Origin of the sequence: Kitasatospora sp. NPDC056273 (genome assembly GCF_042268845.1) — a bacterium.
In the GTDB taxonomy this organism is placed as follows: Bacteria; Actinomycetota; Actinomycetes; order Streptomycetales; family Streptomycetaceae; genus Kitasatospora.
Genome location: NZ_JBHJSJ010000038.1, coordinates 2,812 through 17,773 on the forward strand (window position 1 = coordinate 2,812; position 14,962 = coordinate 17,773).

Genomic DNA, 14,962 nt, shown 5'->3' on the forward strand with positions numbered 1-14,962 from the left:
GGTGGGGGGGCCCCCGACGCTGGTTCTCGTTGGAGTGCGGGCCGGGGGGTTTCTGTCCGGGGTCTGGGACCGAATGATGCCGGGGGGGGGGGGGGGGGGGTGGTCCCCCCCGCCCCCGACGGGGCTCAGGGCAGCGTGATGGCGTAGGCCTTGCGGAGGGTCTCGTGGACCGTCCAGGTGGTGCGGTCGCCCTCGCGCAGTACCGCGCAGTCGCCGGGGCCGACCTCTAGGGTCGGGCCGCCCTCGACCTCGATCGTGGCCCGGCCGCTGAGCACCACGAACATCTCGTCCGCCTCGACGTCCGTGACCACGCCGGGGGTGATCTGCCAGAGACCGCGCAGGTGGCGGCCGTCGGCGGACTCGGAGAGCACCCTGCCGGTGACCTCGGGGGTGCCCGAGACGATCTGGGACGGGTCGAGCGGGTCGGGGTCGAGGTCGGCGGTCGGGATGTGCAGGGCGAAGCTCGGCGTGGTCATGGGGGTGACGGTAGCCGGGCGCGGGGAGCGGTGGGGCGAGCAGTGTGTGTCCGGGTCGCGCGCGAGAATGACACTCCGTAGCGGTGGACGGAGGTGTCGGCGGTGGGCGAGCTGAGCGAGCGGGACCGGGCGGTGCTGGCGCTGGAGGGGCGGCAGTGGCGGACGGCGGGGGCCAAGGAGCGGGCGATCCGGGAGGAGCTGGGGCTCTCCCCGACGCGGTACTACCAGGTGCTGAACGCGCTGCTGGACCGGGAGGAGGCGCTGGCGCACGCGCCGGTGCTGGTGAACCGGCTGCGGCGGGTGCGGGAGGCCCGGCGGGGGGCCCGTTGACGGGTGGGGGGTTCGGGCTCTCGGGAGGGTGGGGGGCCGGGGGTGGCTCCGGGGGTGGTCGCTCCGGGGGCTGGATGATTTTCAGACTGCCAACCCTGTGGGTGGGGGGCTACCACCGTTGGCAGTCTGAAAATCACCCGTCACGCCCCTCTCCGCGGCCACCCCCTGCGCCACCCCCTCCCGCAGCGCGTCCCTCTCGCCGGGTGAATCGAGGGGTGGGTGGGTGGTTGCGGTGGGTGGGGGAGGGGCGGGTGGGTGGGGGGTGGGGGAGGTGGCCCTGGTGGGGAGGTGGGGAGGCCGGGGTGCGGGGGCTCCGGGGAGGCCGGGGTGCGGAGTGGGGGGCTCCGGGGTAGGGCTTCGGTATGGGCTTTGAAGAGATGTTCGTGCCGGGGACCGGGGCTGGGCGGGACGGGGTGCGGGCGGTGCTGGGCGCGCCCGGGGATGCCGTGATCGGGTTGGACTTCGACGGGACGCTGGCGCCGATCGTGGCGGATCCGGGGCGGGCGCGGGCGCATCCGGGGGTGGTGGGGGTGTTGCGGCGGCTGGCGCCGGTGGTGGGGGGCGTCGTGGTGGTGACGGGGCGGCCGGCCGGGGTGGCGGTGGAGTACGGGGGGTTCGCGGACCTGCCGGGGGTGGTGGTGCTGGGGCACTACGGGGCCGAGCGGTGGGAGGGCGGGGAGCTGTCGGCGCCGGAGGTGCATCCGGGGGTGGCGCGGGTGCGGGCGGTGCTGCCGGGGGTGCTGGAGCGGGTGGGGGCGCCCGAGGGGACGTGGGTGGAGGACAAGGGGCGGTCGGTGGCCGTGCACACCCGGCGGACGGCGGCGCCGGAGGAGGCGTTGGAGCTGCTGCGGGCGCCGGTGGGGGAGCTGGCGGCCGGGCACGGGCTGGTGGTGGAGCCCGGGCGGCTGGTGCTGGAGCTGCGGCCGCCGGGGGTGGACAAGGGGGCGGCGCTGACCGGGTTCCTGCGCGAGCGGGGGGCGCGGTCGGTGCTCTACGCGGGGGACGACCTGGGGGACGTGGCGGCCTTCGCCGCGGTGGAGGAGCTGCGCGGCGAGGGCGTGGCCGGGGTGCTGGTCTGCGCCGGCGCGGTGGGGGACGCGCCGGTGCGGGAGCTGGCGGACCGGGCGGACCTGGTGGTCGCCGGGCCGGAGGGCGTGGTGGAGCTGTTGGGGGCCTTGGCGGACGCGCTCACAGCGCGTTGAGCTGGTCCAGGAACCACTGCTGCGGGGGGAGCGCGGTGGCCGCCGCCACCAGGCGCTTGGTGCGGTCGGCGCGCTCCTCCGGGCTCATGGTGAGGCCGGCGTGGAGGGCCTCGGCGGTGGCGATGACGTCGTAGGGGTTGACGGTGAGGGCGTCGTCCTTGAGTTCGGCGTGGGCGCCGGCCTCGCGGGAGAGGACGAGGGCGCAGCCGTGGTCGGAGACCACCGGGACCTCCTTGGCGACCAGGTTCATGCCGTCGCGGATGGGGTTGACCAGGGCGACGTCGGCCAGCCGGTAGGCGGCGAGGGAGCGCGGGAAGTCGTCGTCGACGTGGAGGATCAGGGGCCGCCAGGCGGGGGTGGCGAACTCGGCGTCGATCTCCTCGGCCAGCCGCTGGACGGCGGCCGTGTAGGCGCGGTACTCGGCGAGGTCGGTGCGGGACGGGTAGGCGAAGGCGATGTGCACCACCCGGTCGTGCCACTCGGGGCGGGTGCGGAGCAGGTGCCGGTAGGCCTGGAGGCCGCGGACGATGTTCTTGCTCAGCTCGGTGCGGTCGACCCGGACGATGGTGCGGCGGTCGCCGACGGCCGCGCGGAGGGCGGCGAGGCGTTCGTCGACGTCGGGGCGGTGGGCGCGCTCGCGCAGGAAGTCGGCGTCGGCGCCGAGGGCGTGGACGCCGAGGCGCGTGGTGCGGCCGTCGACGGTGACGGTGAGCGCGTCGTGGTCGACGGTCGCGCCGAGGAGGTCCTCGCAGCAGGCGGCGAAGGCGCGGGCCCAGCGCTGGGTCAGGAAGCCGGCCCGGTCGGCACCGAGGATGCCGGTGAGGACGGCCCGGGCGACGTCGTCGGGCAGCATCCGGTAGTACTCGGGCGGGGCCCAGGGGGTGTGCGAGAAGTGGCCGATCCGCAGGTCGGGGCGGGCTTCGCGGAGCAGGGCCGGGACCAGGGAGAGGTGGTAGTCCTGGACGAGGACGGCGGCGTTCGGGGCGGCCTCGGCGGCGAGGGCTTCGGCGAAGGCCTCGTTGTAGGCCCGGTAGGCGGCCCATTCGGTGCGGAAGGCGGCGTCGAAGGAGGGCGCGGTGGGGGTCGCGTAGAGCAGGTGGTGGACGAACCAGAGGGTGGAGTTGGCGACGCCGTTGTAGGCGCGGGCGAAGGTCAGCGGGTCGATGTCCAGCATCCGTACGGCCTGGCCGCCGACCTCGTGGCCGGCCAGGTCGAGGCGGCCGTGGGGTGCCTCGGCGGCGGCCCTGCGGTCGGAGTCGTCGAGGGCGGCGCAGACCCAGACGGCGTTCGGGTCGTCGATGGCGGAGAGGCCGGAGACCAGGCCGCCGCCGCCGCGGCGCAGGGTCAGCGTGCCGTCGTCGGCGGTGCTGAAGGACACCGGTCCCCGGTTGGACGCCACCAGGACGGGGGCGGTGCCGGTCACGCTCGAACGGTTGGTCGTGAGATCGCCCATGGTTGGCATGTTGCCGTGGGGTCGGCGTGGCAAACCCGTGCGGCCCGTCGAAGAGAGGGCCCAGGGCCTCTCTTTCGGATCACGTCGCGCGCCTGGCATGATCCGAAAGAGAGGCCCTAATGGCGGGCGGCGTACTCGGGGAGGGTGTGGATCGGGGGGCGTTCGAGGGCGGTCACCGGGTGGGTGTGGGCGGTGAAGGCGCGGGTTTCCGGGTCGCGGGTGAACTGGGTGAGGTGGGGGTGGACGAGGTCGGCGGAGGCCTTGAGGCGGTGGGTGCGGTCGAGGCGTTCCAGGGCGGTCCGGTAGATGGTGGCGGCCATCCGGCCGAGGGCCTGGCCGTCCTGGTGGCGGTGGTGCCGGACGCCGACGTCCACCTGGGCGAGGGCGTCCAGGCCGGCCAGCTCCAGGGCGTCGACCAGCAGGCCGAGTTCGACGCCGTAGCCGGTGGGGAAGGGCAGCCGTTCGAGCAGTGAGCGGCGGGCCGCGTACTCGCCGCCGAGCGGCTGGACGAAACCGGCGAGTTCCGGCCAGTGGAGGTTGAGCAGGGGGCGGGCGACGAGTTCGGTGACCCGGCCGCCGCCGGCTGGCAGGACGGCGCCCTCCGACTCCAGCGGGCGGTCGTACATGGCCTTGACCAGCTGGATGGACTCGTCGGTGAGCAGCGGGCCGATGATGCCGGAGACGAAGGCCGGGTCGAACTCGCGCAGGTCGGCGTCGACGAAGCAGACGATGTCGCCGTGGGTGACCAGCAGCGAGCGCCAGAGCACCTCGCCCTTGCCGGGGACGGCGGGCAGCCGGGGTAGGACGGCGTCGCGGTGCTCGACCCGGGCGCCGGCCTCGGCGGCGACGGCGGCGGTGGCGTCGGTGGAGCCGGAGTCGACGACGACGAGTTCGTCGACGAGCGGGAGGCGTTCCATCAGCTCGCGGCGGATGGTGCGGACGATGTCGCCGACGGTGGCCTCCTCGTCCAGGGCGGGGAGGACCACGCTGACCGTGCGACCGGTGCGCTCCTTGGCGTCGAGCAGGGTGCGGACCGGCCGGTCGGCCGCGCTCCAGGAGCGGCGGCGCAGCCAGGACGCCGCCTGCGGGAGGAGCGCGGGAGTCGGTTCGGCGGGCACGGAGATCTCCTCGGCGAGGTCGGTGGGACGGGTCATCTCGCTTGGCGGACGGTCCCGTTCAGGTTTGACGCCTTCGGATACAGTCTTCGTACAGCGGTCGGACCTTTGCACGCCGGGGTCTCCGTTGAGCACCACCACAATTTCACAAGCTCATCCAGAGGGACTGAGGGAACGGCCCGTTGACGTCCCGGCAACCTTCTCGCGCGGCTGTCTGTCGACAGGCCCCGGCGGGACAGGTGCCAATTCCGTCCCGTGTCGCGACCGCGCCACGGGGAAGATGAGGAGAGAGGCCTCGCCATCATGGCTATCGACACTGCCGCACCTGTTTCCGTCGACCTCGGCCCGGCCGCCGCGCTGTCCTGTCGCGAGTGCGGCACCCGCTTCCCGCTCGGCCCCAGCTTCGCGTGCCTGGAGTGCTTCGGCCCGCTGGAGATCGCCTACGAGTTCGGCAGCGAGGGCGCCGAGGAGCTGCGCAAGCGGATCGAGGCCGGTCCGGCCTCCATCTGGCGGTACGCGCCGCTGCTGCCGGTGCCGGCCGACGTGGCGTCCAAGCCGAACCTGAACCCGGGGTGGACCCCGCTGGTGAAGGCGGACAACCTGGGCCGGGAGCTCGGTTTCACCGCCCAGCTGCACGTCAAGGACGACTCCGGGAACCCGACGCACTCGTTCAAGGACCGGGTGGTCGCGTGTGCGATCGAGGCGGCCCGGGCGTTCGGCTACACCACGCTGTCCTGCTCCTCCACCGGCAACCTGGCCGGCGCGGTGGGTGCGGCGGCGGCCCGGGCCGGGTTCCGGTCCTGCGTGTTCATCCCGCACGACCTGGAGCAGGGCAAGGTCGTCATGGCCGGGGTGTACGGCGGCGAGCTGGTCGGCATCGAGGGCAACTACGACGACGTGAACCGCTTCTGCTCGGAGCTGATCGGCGACCCGGCCGGCGAGGGCTGGGGCTTCGTCAACGTGAACCTGCGGCCGTACTACGGCGAGGGCTCCAAGACGCTGGCGTACGAGATCTGCGAGCAGCTCGGCTGGCGGCTACCGGAGCAGATCGTGATCCCGATCGCCTCGGGCTCGCAGCTGACGAAGATCGACAAGGGGCTCCAGGAGCTGATCAGGCTCGGCCTGGTCGAGGACCGGCCGTACAAGGTCTTCGGCGCCCAGGCGGAGGGCTGCTCGCCGGTGTCGGCCGCGTTCAAGGCCGGCCGGGACGTGATCAAGCCGGTGAAGCCGGACACCATCGCCAAGTCGCTGGCGATCGGCAACCCGGCCGACGGCCCGTACGTGCTGGACATCGCCCGCCGTACCGGTGGCGCCGTGGAGGACGTCACGGACGCCGAGGTTGTGGCGGCGATCCGGCTGCTGGCGCGGACCGAGGGGATCTTCGCCGAGACCGCGGGCGGGGTGACCGTCGGCGTGCTGAAGAAGCTGGTCGAGACCGGGCAGCTGGACCCGGCCAAGGAGACCGTCGCGATCAACACCGGCGACGGGCTGAAGACCCTGGACGCCGTCTCCGATTCCGGGATGACCGCCGTCATCCGCCCGACGCTGGACTCGTTCCGCGCCGCCGGCCTCGTGTCCGCCTGAACCACCCGATAGGCCCCGCCCCCGCTAGGAGAGTCATGAGCGCCACCGTCCGCATCCCCACCATCCTGCGCACCTACACCGACGGCGCCGCCGAGGTGACCGCCGAGGGTGCCACCCTGGCCGAGGTCGTCGCCGACCTGGAGAAGAACCACGCGGGCATCGCGGCCCGCATCCTGGACGACACCGGCAAGCTGCGCCGCTTCGTGAACGTCTACGTGAACGACGACGACGTGCGCTTCGCCGAGGGTCTGGCGACCGAGATCAAGGACGGCGCCAGCGTCTCGATCATCCCGGCGGTGGCCGGCGGCTGCTGAGCCGACAAAGCAGAACCCGCGGTCGCCCGCGCGTACGGAAATCCGTTCTCCGTATGCGCGGGCGACCGCTCGCATTCCGGCGGGAATATTTCCGGGTCGAGTCGGAGTAGAGTGTGGCTCGGCTGGGAACAGGGTTTCCCTTTCGGCCCCCGCAGTGCTCGGCCCGGGGGCGTCCGGCCGCCGGGGGCGGACCGTGAAACATGTCAGGCAGATGTCAGAATTCGCGCGGGCATTTGAGTAATTCGTCCGCTATGTCCGGCGTGGAATGCCGAGATTATTCCGATTCGATCCGTCCTGTCCCTTGACGCCTTGGCGGAATTACCGGCGGTTGGCCCTGTTGCAGAGGGCGTCGATCCGGATACATTCAGCGGCGGTCGACGCAATCACCCGCTCACCGGAGGCCGCCCGGCGTTCCGCGCGGATGGTTGCGGCGTGCACGGCTGCGCCCAGGGGGGGTTCCCCGGGCCGGCCTTCAACCAACCCGGGCCCGCGACCTGCGGGCACGTGAAGGGCCAGCACAGCACTAGGGGAGTTCGGAATGGCTCAGGGCACCGTCAAGTGGTTCAACGCGGAGAAGGGCTACGGCTTCATCGCGGTCGACGGTGGTGCGGACGTCTTCGTCCACTACAGCGCGATCCAGATGGACGGCTACCGCACCCTCGAGGAGGGCCAGCGGGTCGAGTTCGAGATCTCCCAGGGACAGAAGGGCCCGCAGGCGGACATGGTCCGCGCGGCGGTCTGACCCCTTCCGACTCCAGGAGCTCGGCGCGGCCCTACGGCTGGTGACCACTCGCTTCTCGACGGGCCCGTGCGACGCGTGTCGTACGGGCCCGTCGGCGTTCCCCGACGCGGCTCCGCAGGGGCTCGGGCGGGGCTCCGGCGACGGCTCGCGGATCGTCGATTGGGCTTGCACTCGACCACCCGGAGTGCTAATCATTGGCGTTAGCACTCACAGCGTGAGAGTGACAGCGGACCGGGTCGGTGAGGCCCCCGGGAGCGGTAGGGGAATGGACCCCCGCACACCAGGGCCGTCCGTCGCGGGCACCCCTTGGTCCGAGCAGTCGACCGTGTCCCGGAGGACCACTTCAGATGGCCAAGATCATCGCCTTTGATGAGGAAGCTCGCCGCGGCCTTGAGCGTGGCATGAACCAGCTCGCCGACGCCGTGAAGGTCACGCTCGGCCCCAAGGGCCGCAACGTCGTGCTGGAGAAGAAGTGGGGCGCCCCCACGATCACCAACGACGGTGTCTCCATCGCCAAGGAGATCGAGCTCGAGGACCCGTACGAGAAGATCGGTGCGGAGCTCGTCAAGGAGGTCGCCAAGAAGACGGACGACGTCGCGGGTGACGGCACCACCACCGCCACCGTGCTCGCCCAGGCCCTGGTTCGCGAGGGTCTGCGCAACGTCGCCGCCGGCGCCAACCCGATGGCCCTGAAGCGCGGCATCGAGAAGGCCGTCGCGGCCGTCTCCGACCAGCTGCTGGCCCAGGCCAAGGACGTGGAGACCAAGGAGCAGATCGCCTCCACCGCCTCCATCTCCGCCGCTGACACCCAGATCGGCGAGCTCATCGCCGAGGCCATGGACAAGGTCGGCAAGGAAGGCGTCATCACCGTCGAGGAGAGCAACACCTTCGGTCTGGAGCTCGAGCTCACCGAGGGCATGCGCTTCGACAAGGGCTACATCTCCGCCTACTTCGCCACCGACCTGGAGCGGATGGAGGCGACGTTCGAGGACCCGTACATCCTCATCGCCAACTCCAAGATCGGCTCGGTCAAGGACCTGCTCCCGCTGCTGGAGAAGGTCATGCAGAGCGGCAAGCCGCTGGTCATCATCGCCGAGGACGTCGAGGGCGAGGCCCTGTCGACCCTGGTCGTGAACAAGATCCGTGGCACCTTCAAGTCCGTCGCCGTCAAGGCCCCGGGCTTCGGTGACCGCCGCAAGGCCATGCTCGGCGACATCGCCATCCTCACCGGTGGCACCGTGATCTCCGAGGAGGTCGGCCTCAAGCTGGAGAACGCCGGCATCGACCTGCTGGGCACCGCCCGCAAGGTGGTCATCACCAAGGACGAGACCACCATCGTCGACGGTGGCGGCGACAGCGAGCAGGTCGCGGGCCGCGTGAACCAGATCCGCGCCGAGATCGAGAACAGCGACTCGGACTACGACCGCGAGAAGCTCCAGGAGCGCCTCGCCAAGCTGGCCGGCGGCGTGGCCGTCATCAAGGCCGGCGCGGCCACCGAGGTGGAGCTCAAGGAGCGCAAGCACCGCATCGAGGACGCCGTCCGCAACGCCAAGGCCGCCGTCGAGGAGGGCATCGTCGCCGGTGGTGGCGTCGCCCTGCTGCAGGCCGGTGTCGCCTTCGACAAGCTGGAGCTGGAGGGCGACGAGGCCACCGGTGCCAACATCGTCAAGGTCGCGCTGGAGGCCCCGATCAAGCAGATCGCGACCAACGCCGGCCTGGAGGGTGGCGTCGTGGTGGAGAAGGTGCGCAACCTCCCCGCCGGTCACGGCCTGAACGCGGCCACCAACACCTACGTCGACCTGATCGCCGAGGGCATCATCGACCCGGCCAAGGTGACCCGCTCCGCGCTGCAGAACGCCGCCTCCATCGCGGCGCTGTTCCTGACCACCGAGGCCGTCATCGCCGACAAGCCGGAGAAGGCCGCCGCGGCCGCCGGCGGCGGCATGCCGGGCGGTGACATGGACTTCTGATCCTGATCGCTCCGATCGGATCGGCTGGTTCCTCGTCCGTGTGGGCGGCTCCCTTCGGGGGGCCGCCCACACGGCGTTTCGGCGTCCGGCGGCGTCCGGAAGCTCCGGGGCCCGGGCGTTCGGACGTCCGGCGTTTCGGCGTTCGGGCCGGTGGACGGAGAATGGACGGATGGCTTCCGACGACATCGAGACCGCCCTGCACAACGCGCGGGCACTGATCCTGGCCGACCTCACCGCGCGGGACGTGGCGGACGCCGCCGTCGTCTCGCTGGTGGAGCAGGCCGTGACGCACCGCCGCTGGTGGCTGGAGCAGTGGCCGGACGGCACCGAGTACGTGCTCGGGCTGGTCGCCCAGGACGTCCAGGACGCGCTGCTGGAGGCGTACGGGCGCTGGCCGCTGTGCACCGGGTGCGCGGCCGACGGGGACCCGCACGCGCTGAGCGTGGAGCCCGAGCTGGGGCCGGAGCCGCACTGGGTGTGCGGCAAGCAGGGCGCGGTGGTGGCGCCGGTGGGGAAGCTCGCCTAGCCCGGCCGGCTCGGGGCCGGGGGTGCCTTCCGGGGGTGGTGCGCGGGTGGGTACGGTGCGCGCATGAGGCGCTGGGTGTGGGGTGTGGCGGGCGGGTGCTGCGGGCTCGGGCTGTGGTGGGCCGTACTGGAGGCGGCGGGGGCCGGCCACGACGCGTGGTGGGCCGTGGCCGGGCGGGTCCTGGCCGTGACGGGGGGCGTGGCCGCCGCGGACCGGGTGCGCGGGCGGTGGGGCTGACGGGCCTCAGAGGGTGCCGAGCTCCGCGGTCAGGTTGGCGCGGGCGGCCGCGGTGAAGCGCTCGCGGGCGGCCGGGGTGCGGTAGAGGTCCGGCAGGGCGAGCAGATGGCGCAGCACGGCGGCCCGGCCGGCCGCGAAGTCCGGCGCGGGGACGAAGCCGTACTCCTCGCGGACGGCGGCCGCGTACGCCGCGTACGCCTCGGGGGAGCCGCCGAGGACGGCGAGGTCCGCGTCGCAGAGCACCTCGCCGTCGCGGTCGCCGGGGGCGGGGTCGTGGCCGACGGTGAGCAGCACGAGGCGCTCGACCTCGGCGACCCGCTCGGCGGGCAGCCCGGCGGCGGTCAGCGCGCGGACGGCCAGGGCGGCGCTGCGCTCCTCGTTCTCGGTGCGGTCGGGGCGGTAGACGGCGTCGTGGAACCAGGCCGCGAGGCGGACGGCCTCCGGGTCGGCGGCGTGCCCGGCCAGCTCGTCGACCAGGCCCAGCACCGCGCGCAGGTGTGCGGCGGTGTGGTAGCGGCGCTGCGGCTCCGACCAGCGGCGCAGCAGCTCCCGGCCGTACGGCTCGGGGTCGACGGCGGCCCCGCAGCGGTGCAGCAGGGCGGTCCAGGCGGCGAGCAGGTCGTCGGTGGGCAGGTCGGCGAGCGGTTCCTCGGCGGGCGGGGCGTCCTCGGTGGTCGGCATGGCGACCATTGTGGCGGCCCGGTCGGGTGCCGGACCCGGGGGAGTGGGCGCTGGACCTATAGGTAGGTTGACGATATATGTAGTCGTATGACAGAACGCTCCATGCAGGAGCCCACGCTGCTGCTGCTCACCGCGCTGGCCGACGCCCCGCGGCACGGCTACGCGCTCATCCAGGAGATCGCCGCGATCTCCGACGGCCGGGTCAAGATGCGCACCGGCACGCTCTACGGGGCGCTCGACCGGCTGCTGGGCCAGGGCCTGATCGAGGTCGCCGCCGAGGAGGTGGTGGACGGCCGCGCCCGGCGCAGCTACGCGCTGACCGCCGCCGGTCGCGAGGCGCTGGCCGCCGAGGCGGAGCGGCTGCGGGCGGTCGCCACCGAGGCCGAGCGCCGGCTGACCAGGATCCGGTCGATGCTGCCGGGCAAGACCGGGTCGCAGGGGCGGCCCGCGACGGGGGGAGGCCTCTCATGACCACACCGGTGATCGGCGCGGGGCCCTCGGCGGTGCTGCGGGCCGCGCTCCAGCTCTACCCGGAGCCGTACCGCCGCGAGCGGGGCGAGGAGCTGGCCGAGGTGTTCGCCGACACGACGGCGGCGGGCGGCCGGCCGGCGGTCGCCCGGGAGGTCCTCGGCCTGGCGGTGTACGGGCTGCGGGTGCGGCTCGGGCTGACCGGCGCCACGGCGGCCGGGCGGCTGCTGGCGGTGGTCGCGCCGATGCTCGCCGGGGCGGTGGCCGGCGCCACGCTGGTGGCCTGGCTGACCACCGCGCACCGGATCGCCAACCTGCTCTCCTGGGACGACTCGTACGGCGCCTACTTCTCGTCGTTCTGCCCGCCGGTGGCCGCCGTGCTGCTCCTGGTGGCGGGGCTGCTGGGGCGCTGGACGGCGGTGCGGGGCAGCGCGCTGGTCCTGGGGGCGGTGGGGCTCTACAACCTGGCGGACGCCGTCTGGTCCTCCTCCTTCGACCTGTGGTGGAGCGGCTACATCGCGATGGCCACGCTGCCGCTGGTGCTGGCGGCGCTGCTGCTGGCGGCGGCGCCGACGGACCTGCTGCCCCGGCCGGGCCTGCGCGCGGCCGGCCTGGTGCTGGCCTCGGGGGCCGTGGGCGGGCTGCTGGAGGCGGCCCAGAGCTGGGACGACACGACCTTCCCGCTGGACCTGGTGTGGTTCGTGGTGATGCTGGTCGTCCCGCTGCTGCTGACCTTCGCCGGGCTGCGCGGGCGGGTGGCGCCGACGGCGGCGGGGGTGGCGGCGCTGGTGCTGGCCGGGCCGGGCTGCCTGTTCAACATCTGGCGCGGGTCCGGCGGGGTCTCGCAGCTGCTGCCGGCGGTGGGGCCGTCGGTGGCCGCGCTGGTGCTGGTGGCGGTGGCGGTGCACCGGTTCGGCCGGTCGGAGGCGGTCGGGGCGTCCGGTGCGATCGGGGCGGTCCACGGTCCGGCGTGACCGGGGGGTTCGGGGGGCCGTTCCGGCGTGACCGGAACGGCCCCCTGGGAGTTTCCGGGGGCGGTCCGATGTGGCAGGCTGTCGAATATGTCTAGACCAATTTTCGAAGTCATCGCGCTGACGCCCCAGGACGCCCAGGCCGCCGAGTCGGGCGGCGCCGACCGGCTCGAACTGGTCACCGACATGGCCGCCGACGGGCTCACCCCGTCCGTCGAGGACTTCGGCCGGATCCGGGCCGCCGTCGGCATCCCGCTGCGGGTCATGCTGCGGATCCGGGACGGCTTCGCGCCCGGCGACGTGGACGGGCTGTGCGCCCGGGCCGCCGCGCTGCGGGCCGAGGGGGCCGAGGAGTTCGTGCTCGGCTTCCTCGACGCCGACGGCGCCGTCGACCTGGCCGCCACCACGGCCGTCGCCGAGGCGATCGCCGGCTGCCGCTGGACCTTCCACCGGGCGATCGACCACAGCGCCGACCGGGCCGCCCTGCGGGCCGCCGTCGGCGGGCTGCCCGGCCTGGACACCTTCCTCACCTCCGGCGCGGCCGCCGGGGTGGACGCCGGGCGCGAGGTGCTGTCGGCCGAGCTGGCCCGGGCCGGCGAGCCCGGGTACCGGCAGCGGATCCTGATCGGCGGCGGCCTGCGGGCCGAGCACCTGAAGGAGCTGCGGGCGGAGGGCTTCGACGCCTTCCACGTCGGCGGCGCGGTGCGGGTCGACGGCTGGCGCACGCCGGTGGACGCGGCCAAGGTCGCCGAGTGGCGGGCGCTGATCGACGCCTGAGCGCGGGTGCGCCGGTGCGGGCGTTCGTACGGAAGGGCCGGTCCGCGGACCGGCCCTTCCGCGCACTACCGCAGCTGCTCCGGCAGCGGCTCGCGGTGCAGCACCGTCAGCCCGGAGACCGCACGGGTCAGCGCCACGTACAGCCGCCGCAGGCCGGTCCGCTCGTCCGGCTCCCCGGCGACCACCGCGGCCGGCTCGTCCAGCACCACGTAGTCGTACTCCAGACCCTTGGCCAGCGAGGCCGGGACGAGGGTGAGCCGGGCCTCCGCGCTGGTCTCGTCGCCGGGGGAGAGGTACGGCAGGCCGGCCGCGGTCAGCGCCTCGGCGAGCCGCGGGACGCGGGCGTCGGCGGCGATCAGGCCGGTCGAGCCCTCGTGCTCCAGCGCCTCCCGGCAGGCGGCCAGGACCGCCTCCGTGCCGGTCGCGTCGCCGGTCGTGCCGCCGTCCGTGTCCGTGTCCGTGTTGCCCTCCGCGGCGCCGTCCGCGATCCGGCGGATCGTCAGCGAACCGGGCGCCTCACGGACCGAGGAGGCCGGGGCCAGGCCGGGGGCGATCGCCGGGAGCAGCCGGGAGGCGTACGCGATGACCTCCTCCGGCACCCGGAAGCCCTTGGTCAGCTCCTCGATGTGCGCCTGCGGCTTGCCCAGGTGGCGCAGCGCCTCCGGCCAACTCGCCGTCGCCCACGGGGTGGTGCCCTGGGCGAGGTCGCCGAGGACGGTCGCCGAGCCGGTGGTGCAGCGGCGGCCGACCGCGCGGTACTGCATCGGGGAGAGGTCCTGGGCCTCGTCCAGCACCACGTGCCCGAGCGAGGGGGTGCGCTGCACCAGGTCGGTGGCCTCGTCGACCAGGACGGCGTCGGCCGCCGTCCAGCGGGCGGTCTTCACCGAGCGGCCGGGCTTGGGCCACAGCACCGCCCGCTGCTCCTCGGGCGTCAGCACGCCCTCGGCGCACGCGGCCAGGAACTCCGGCTCGGAGAGCAGCCGCAGGACCAGCTTCGCCGGGTCGACGGCCGGCCAGCACTCCTTGACCACCGCCTTGACGGCGCTGTTGCGGGCCACCGCGTCCTGCACCCGGTCGTCCGGGGCCTCGCCGCCCTGCTCCATCTTCAGCAGCACGGCGTGCGCGATGCGCTGCGGCAGGGCGTCCCTGGCCGCGCCGTAGCGGGTCTCGCGGCCCTTCAACTCCTCGATGATCTCGACCAGTTCGTACACCGGTACGCGCCAGCGGCGGGAGCCGCGGACCACCACGCAGGGCTCGGTGGGCAGCGCGATGCCCGACCGCACCGCCCGGCGCAGCACCTCGGCCATCCGGGCGTCGCCCTTCAGCCGGGCCGCCTCCGGGTCGTCCTCGCCCCTCACCTCGACGTGCCCGACCAGCTGCTGCACGGTGGCCTGGGCGACCTCCAGCTCGCCGAGGGCCGGGAGCACCTGCTCGATGTAGGAGAGGAAGGCGTTGTTCGGCCCGATCACCAGGGTGCCGGTCCGGGCCAGGCGCTCGCGGTGGGCGTACAGCAGGTACGCGACGCGGTGCAGGCCGACGGCGGTCTTCCCGGTGCCGGGCGCCCCCTGGACGCAGATGGTGCCCGTGATGTCCGAGCGGACGATCTCGTCCTGCTCGGGCTGGATGGTGGCGACGATGTCGCGCATCGGGCCGACGCGGGGCTTCTCGATCTCGGCGGCCAGCAGCGCGGAGGCGGAATCGGTCTCGGCCGGGTCGCTGAGGTGCTCGTCCTCGTAGGCGGTCAGCTCGCCGCCGGTGTAGCCGAAGCGGCGGCGGCGGTCGACGTCCATCGGGTCGGTGCGGCTGGCCCGGTAGAACGGCTGGGAGACCGGCGCGCGCCAGTCGATCACCATCGGGTCGCCGTCGGCGTCGTGGACGTGCCGGCGGCCGATGTAGAAGCTCTCGCCGCCGCTGCCCTCGCTCAGCTCCTCGCTGATCGCGTGCAGGTAGTCGAGGCGGCCGAAGAACAGCGGGGTGTGCGAGAGGTCGGCCAGGGCGGCGATCCTGGCCTCGATCTGGTTCTGGAGCACGAGGGCGGTGACCCAGGTGCCGGTCACGTCGCGGATGTCGAGCGACTCGACGTCCTCGCGCATCGCGCGCAGCGCGGCCCGGGAGG

At 73.6% G+C, this 14,962-nt stretch carries 16 protein-coding genes and 1 riboswitch; of the genes, 11 read left to right on the forward strand and 5 right to left on the reverse strand.

Going from position 1 to position 14,962, the window contains the following annotated elements:
- Positions 1 to 125 precede the first annotated feature (125 nt).
- The gene (locus ACFCY1_RS28005; protein WP_049655188.1) at positions 126 to 476 is read right to left on the reverse strand and encodes a cupin domain-containing protein; all 351 of its coding nucleotides are present in this window, start codon (positions 474 to 476) and stop codon (positions 126 to 128) included.
- Positions 477 to 578: 102 nt separating this feature from the next.
- On the opposite strand from ACFCY1_RS28005, the gene ACFCY1_RS28010 reads away from it, so the two are divergent.
- On the forward strand, positions 579 to 806 hold the full coding sequence (locus ACFCY1_RS28010) for a DUF3263 domain-containing protein (protein WP_079272731.1): 228 nt from the start codon (positions 579 to 581) through the stop codon (positions 804 to 806).
- A gap of 362 nt (positions 807 to 1,168) precedes the next feature.
- Complete coding sequence (gene otsB, locus ACFCY1_RS28015) at positions 1,169 to 2,008, forward strand: trehalose-phosphatase (RefSeq protein ID WP_375876431.1); 840 nt, start codon at positions 1,169 to 1,171, stop codon at positions 2,006 to 2,008.
- Here otsB and ACFCY1_RS28020 read toward each other — a convergent pair.
- Positions 1,995 to 3,461: a trehalose-6-phosphate synthase gene (locus ACFCY1_RS28020; RefSeq protein WP_375876432.1), complete on the reverse strand. Its 1,467-nt coding sequence runs from the start codon at positions 3,459 to 3,461 to the stop codon at positions 1,995 to 1,997. The genes otsB and ACFCY1_RS28020 overlap by 14 nt on opposite strands.
- A gap of 116 nt (positions 3,462 to 3,577) precedes the next feature.
- Positions 3,578 to 4,615, reverse strand: coding sequence for a glucosyl-3-phosphoglycerate synthase (locus ACFCY1_RS28025; protein WP_375876433.1), 1,038 nt, complete (start codon positions 4,613 to 4,615; stop codon positions 3,578 to 3,580).
- A gap of 111 nt (positions 4,616 to 4,726) precedes the next feature.
- A riboswitch (SAM riboswitch) is annotated at positions 4,727 to 4,863 on the forward strand.
- A gap of 16 nt (positions 4,864 to 4,879) precedes the next feature.
- Here ACFCY1_RS28025 and thrC point away from each other — a divergent pair.
- The 6 genes from thrC to ACFCY1_RS28055 all read left to right on the forward strand — a co-directional run bounded on the left by thrC (position 4,880) and on the right by ACFCY1_RS28055 (position 9,949).
- On the forward strand, positions 4,880 to 6,160 hold the full coding sequence (thrC, locus tag ACFCY1_RS28030) for a threonine synthase (RefSeq protein WP_074005446.1): 1,281 nt from the start codon (positions 4,880 to 4,882) through the stop codon (positions 6,158 to 6,160).
- A 35-nt stretch (positions 6,161 to 6,195) separates the two neighbouring features.
- Positions 6,196 to 6,474: a MoaD/ThiS family protein gene (locus ACFCY1_RS28035; RefSeq protein WP_049652344.1), complete on the forward strand. Its 279-nt coding sequence runs from the start codon at positions 6,196 to 6,198 to the stop codon at positions 6,472 to 6,474.
- A 538-nt stretch (positions 6,475 to 7,012) separates the two neighbouring features.
- Complete coding sequence (locus tag ACFCY1_RS28040; RefSeq protein ID WP_030289665.1) at positions 7,013 to 7,216, forward strand: cold-shock protein; 204 nt, start codon at positions 7,013 to 7,015, stop codon at positions 7,214 to 7,216.
- A gap of 347 nt (positions 7,217 to 7,563) precedes the next feature.
- Positions 7,564 to 9,186: a chaperonin GroEL gene (groL, locus tag ACFCY1_RS28045; RefSeq protein ID WP_049652341.1), complete on the forward strand. Its 1,623-nt coding sequence runs from the start codon at positions 7,564 to 7,566 to the stop codon at positions 9,184 to 9,186.
- 169 nt (positions 9,187 to 9,355) lie between these two features.
- Positions 9,356 to 9,712, forward strand: coding sequence for a hypothetical protein (locus ACFCY1_RS28050; protein ID WP_049652339.1), 357 nt, complete (start codon positions 9,356 to 9,358; stop codon positions 9,710 to 9,712).
- A 63-nt stretch (positions 9,713 to 9,775) separates the two neighbouring features.
- Positions 9,776 to 9,949, forward strand: coding sequence for a hypothetical protein (locus ACFCY1_RS28055; protein ID WP_181970643.1), 174 nt, complete (start codon positions 9,776 to 9,778; stop codon positions 9,947 to 9,949).
- Between the two features lie 6 nt (positions 9,950 to 9,955).
- Here the strand turns inward: ACFCY1_RS28055 and ACFCY1_RS28060 are convergent, their stop codons facing one another.
- Positions 9,956 to 10,639, reverse strand: a complete 684-nt coding sequence (locus ACFCY1_RS28060; RefSeq protein ID WP_375876434.1) for a hypothetical protein — start codon at positions 10,637 to 10,639, stop codon at positions 9,956 to 9,958.
- Positions 10,640 to 10,717: 78 nt separating this feature from the next.
- Here ACFCY1_RS28060 and ACFCY1_RS28065 point away from each other — a divergent pair, with 78 nt between their 5' ends.
- From ACFCY1_RS28065 to ACFCY1_RS28075, 3 genes are all read left to right on the forward strand, one after another.
- Entirely contained in the window at positions 10,718 to 11,101 is a 384-nt protein-coding gene (locus tag ACFCY1_RS28065) for a PadR family transcriptional regulator (protein WP_049652335.1), read from the forward strand.
- Positions 11,098 to 12,072 carry a hypothetical protein gene (locus tag ACFCY1_RS28070; protein WP_375876435.1) on the forward strand — a complete coding sequence of 325 codons (975 nt, stop codon included), beginning with the start codon at positions 11,098 to 11,100 and terminating at the stop codon, positions 12,070 to 12,072. The genes ACFCY1_RS28065 and ACFCY1_RS28070 overlap by 4 nt, the downstream gene beginning before the upstream one ends.
- Positions 12,073 to 12,159: 87 nt before the next feature.
- A complete protein-coding gene (locus tag ACFCY1_RS28075; RefSeq protein WP_049652332.1) occupies positions 12,160 to 12,846 on the forward strand; it encodes a copper homeostasis protein CutC in 687 nt (228 codons plus the stop codon).
- Between the two features lie 65 nt (positions 12,847 to 12,911).
- Here ACFCY1_RS28075 and ACFCY1_RS28080 read toward each other — a convergent pair whose 3' ends face one another.
- A complete protein-coding gene (locus ACFCY1_RS28080) occupies positions 12,912 to 14,939 on the reverse strand; it encodes a HelD family protein (RefSeq protein ID WP_375876468.1) in 2,028 nt (675 codons plus the stop codon).
- Between the last annotated feature and the right edge of the window lie 23 nt (positions 14,940 to 14,962).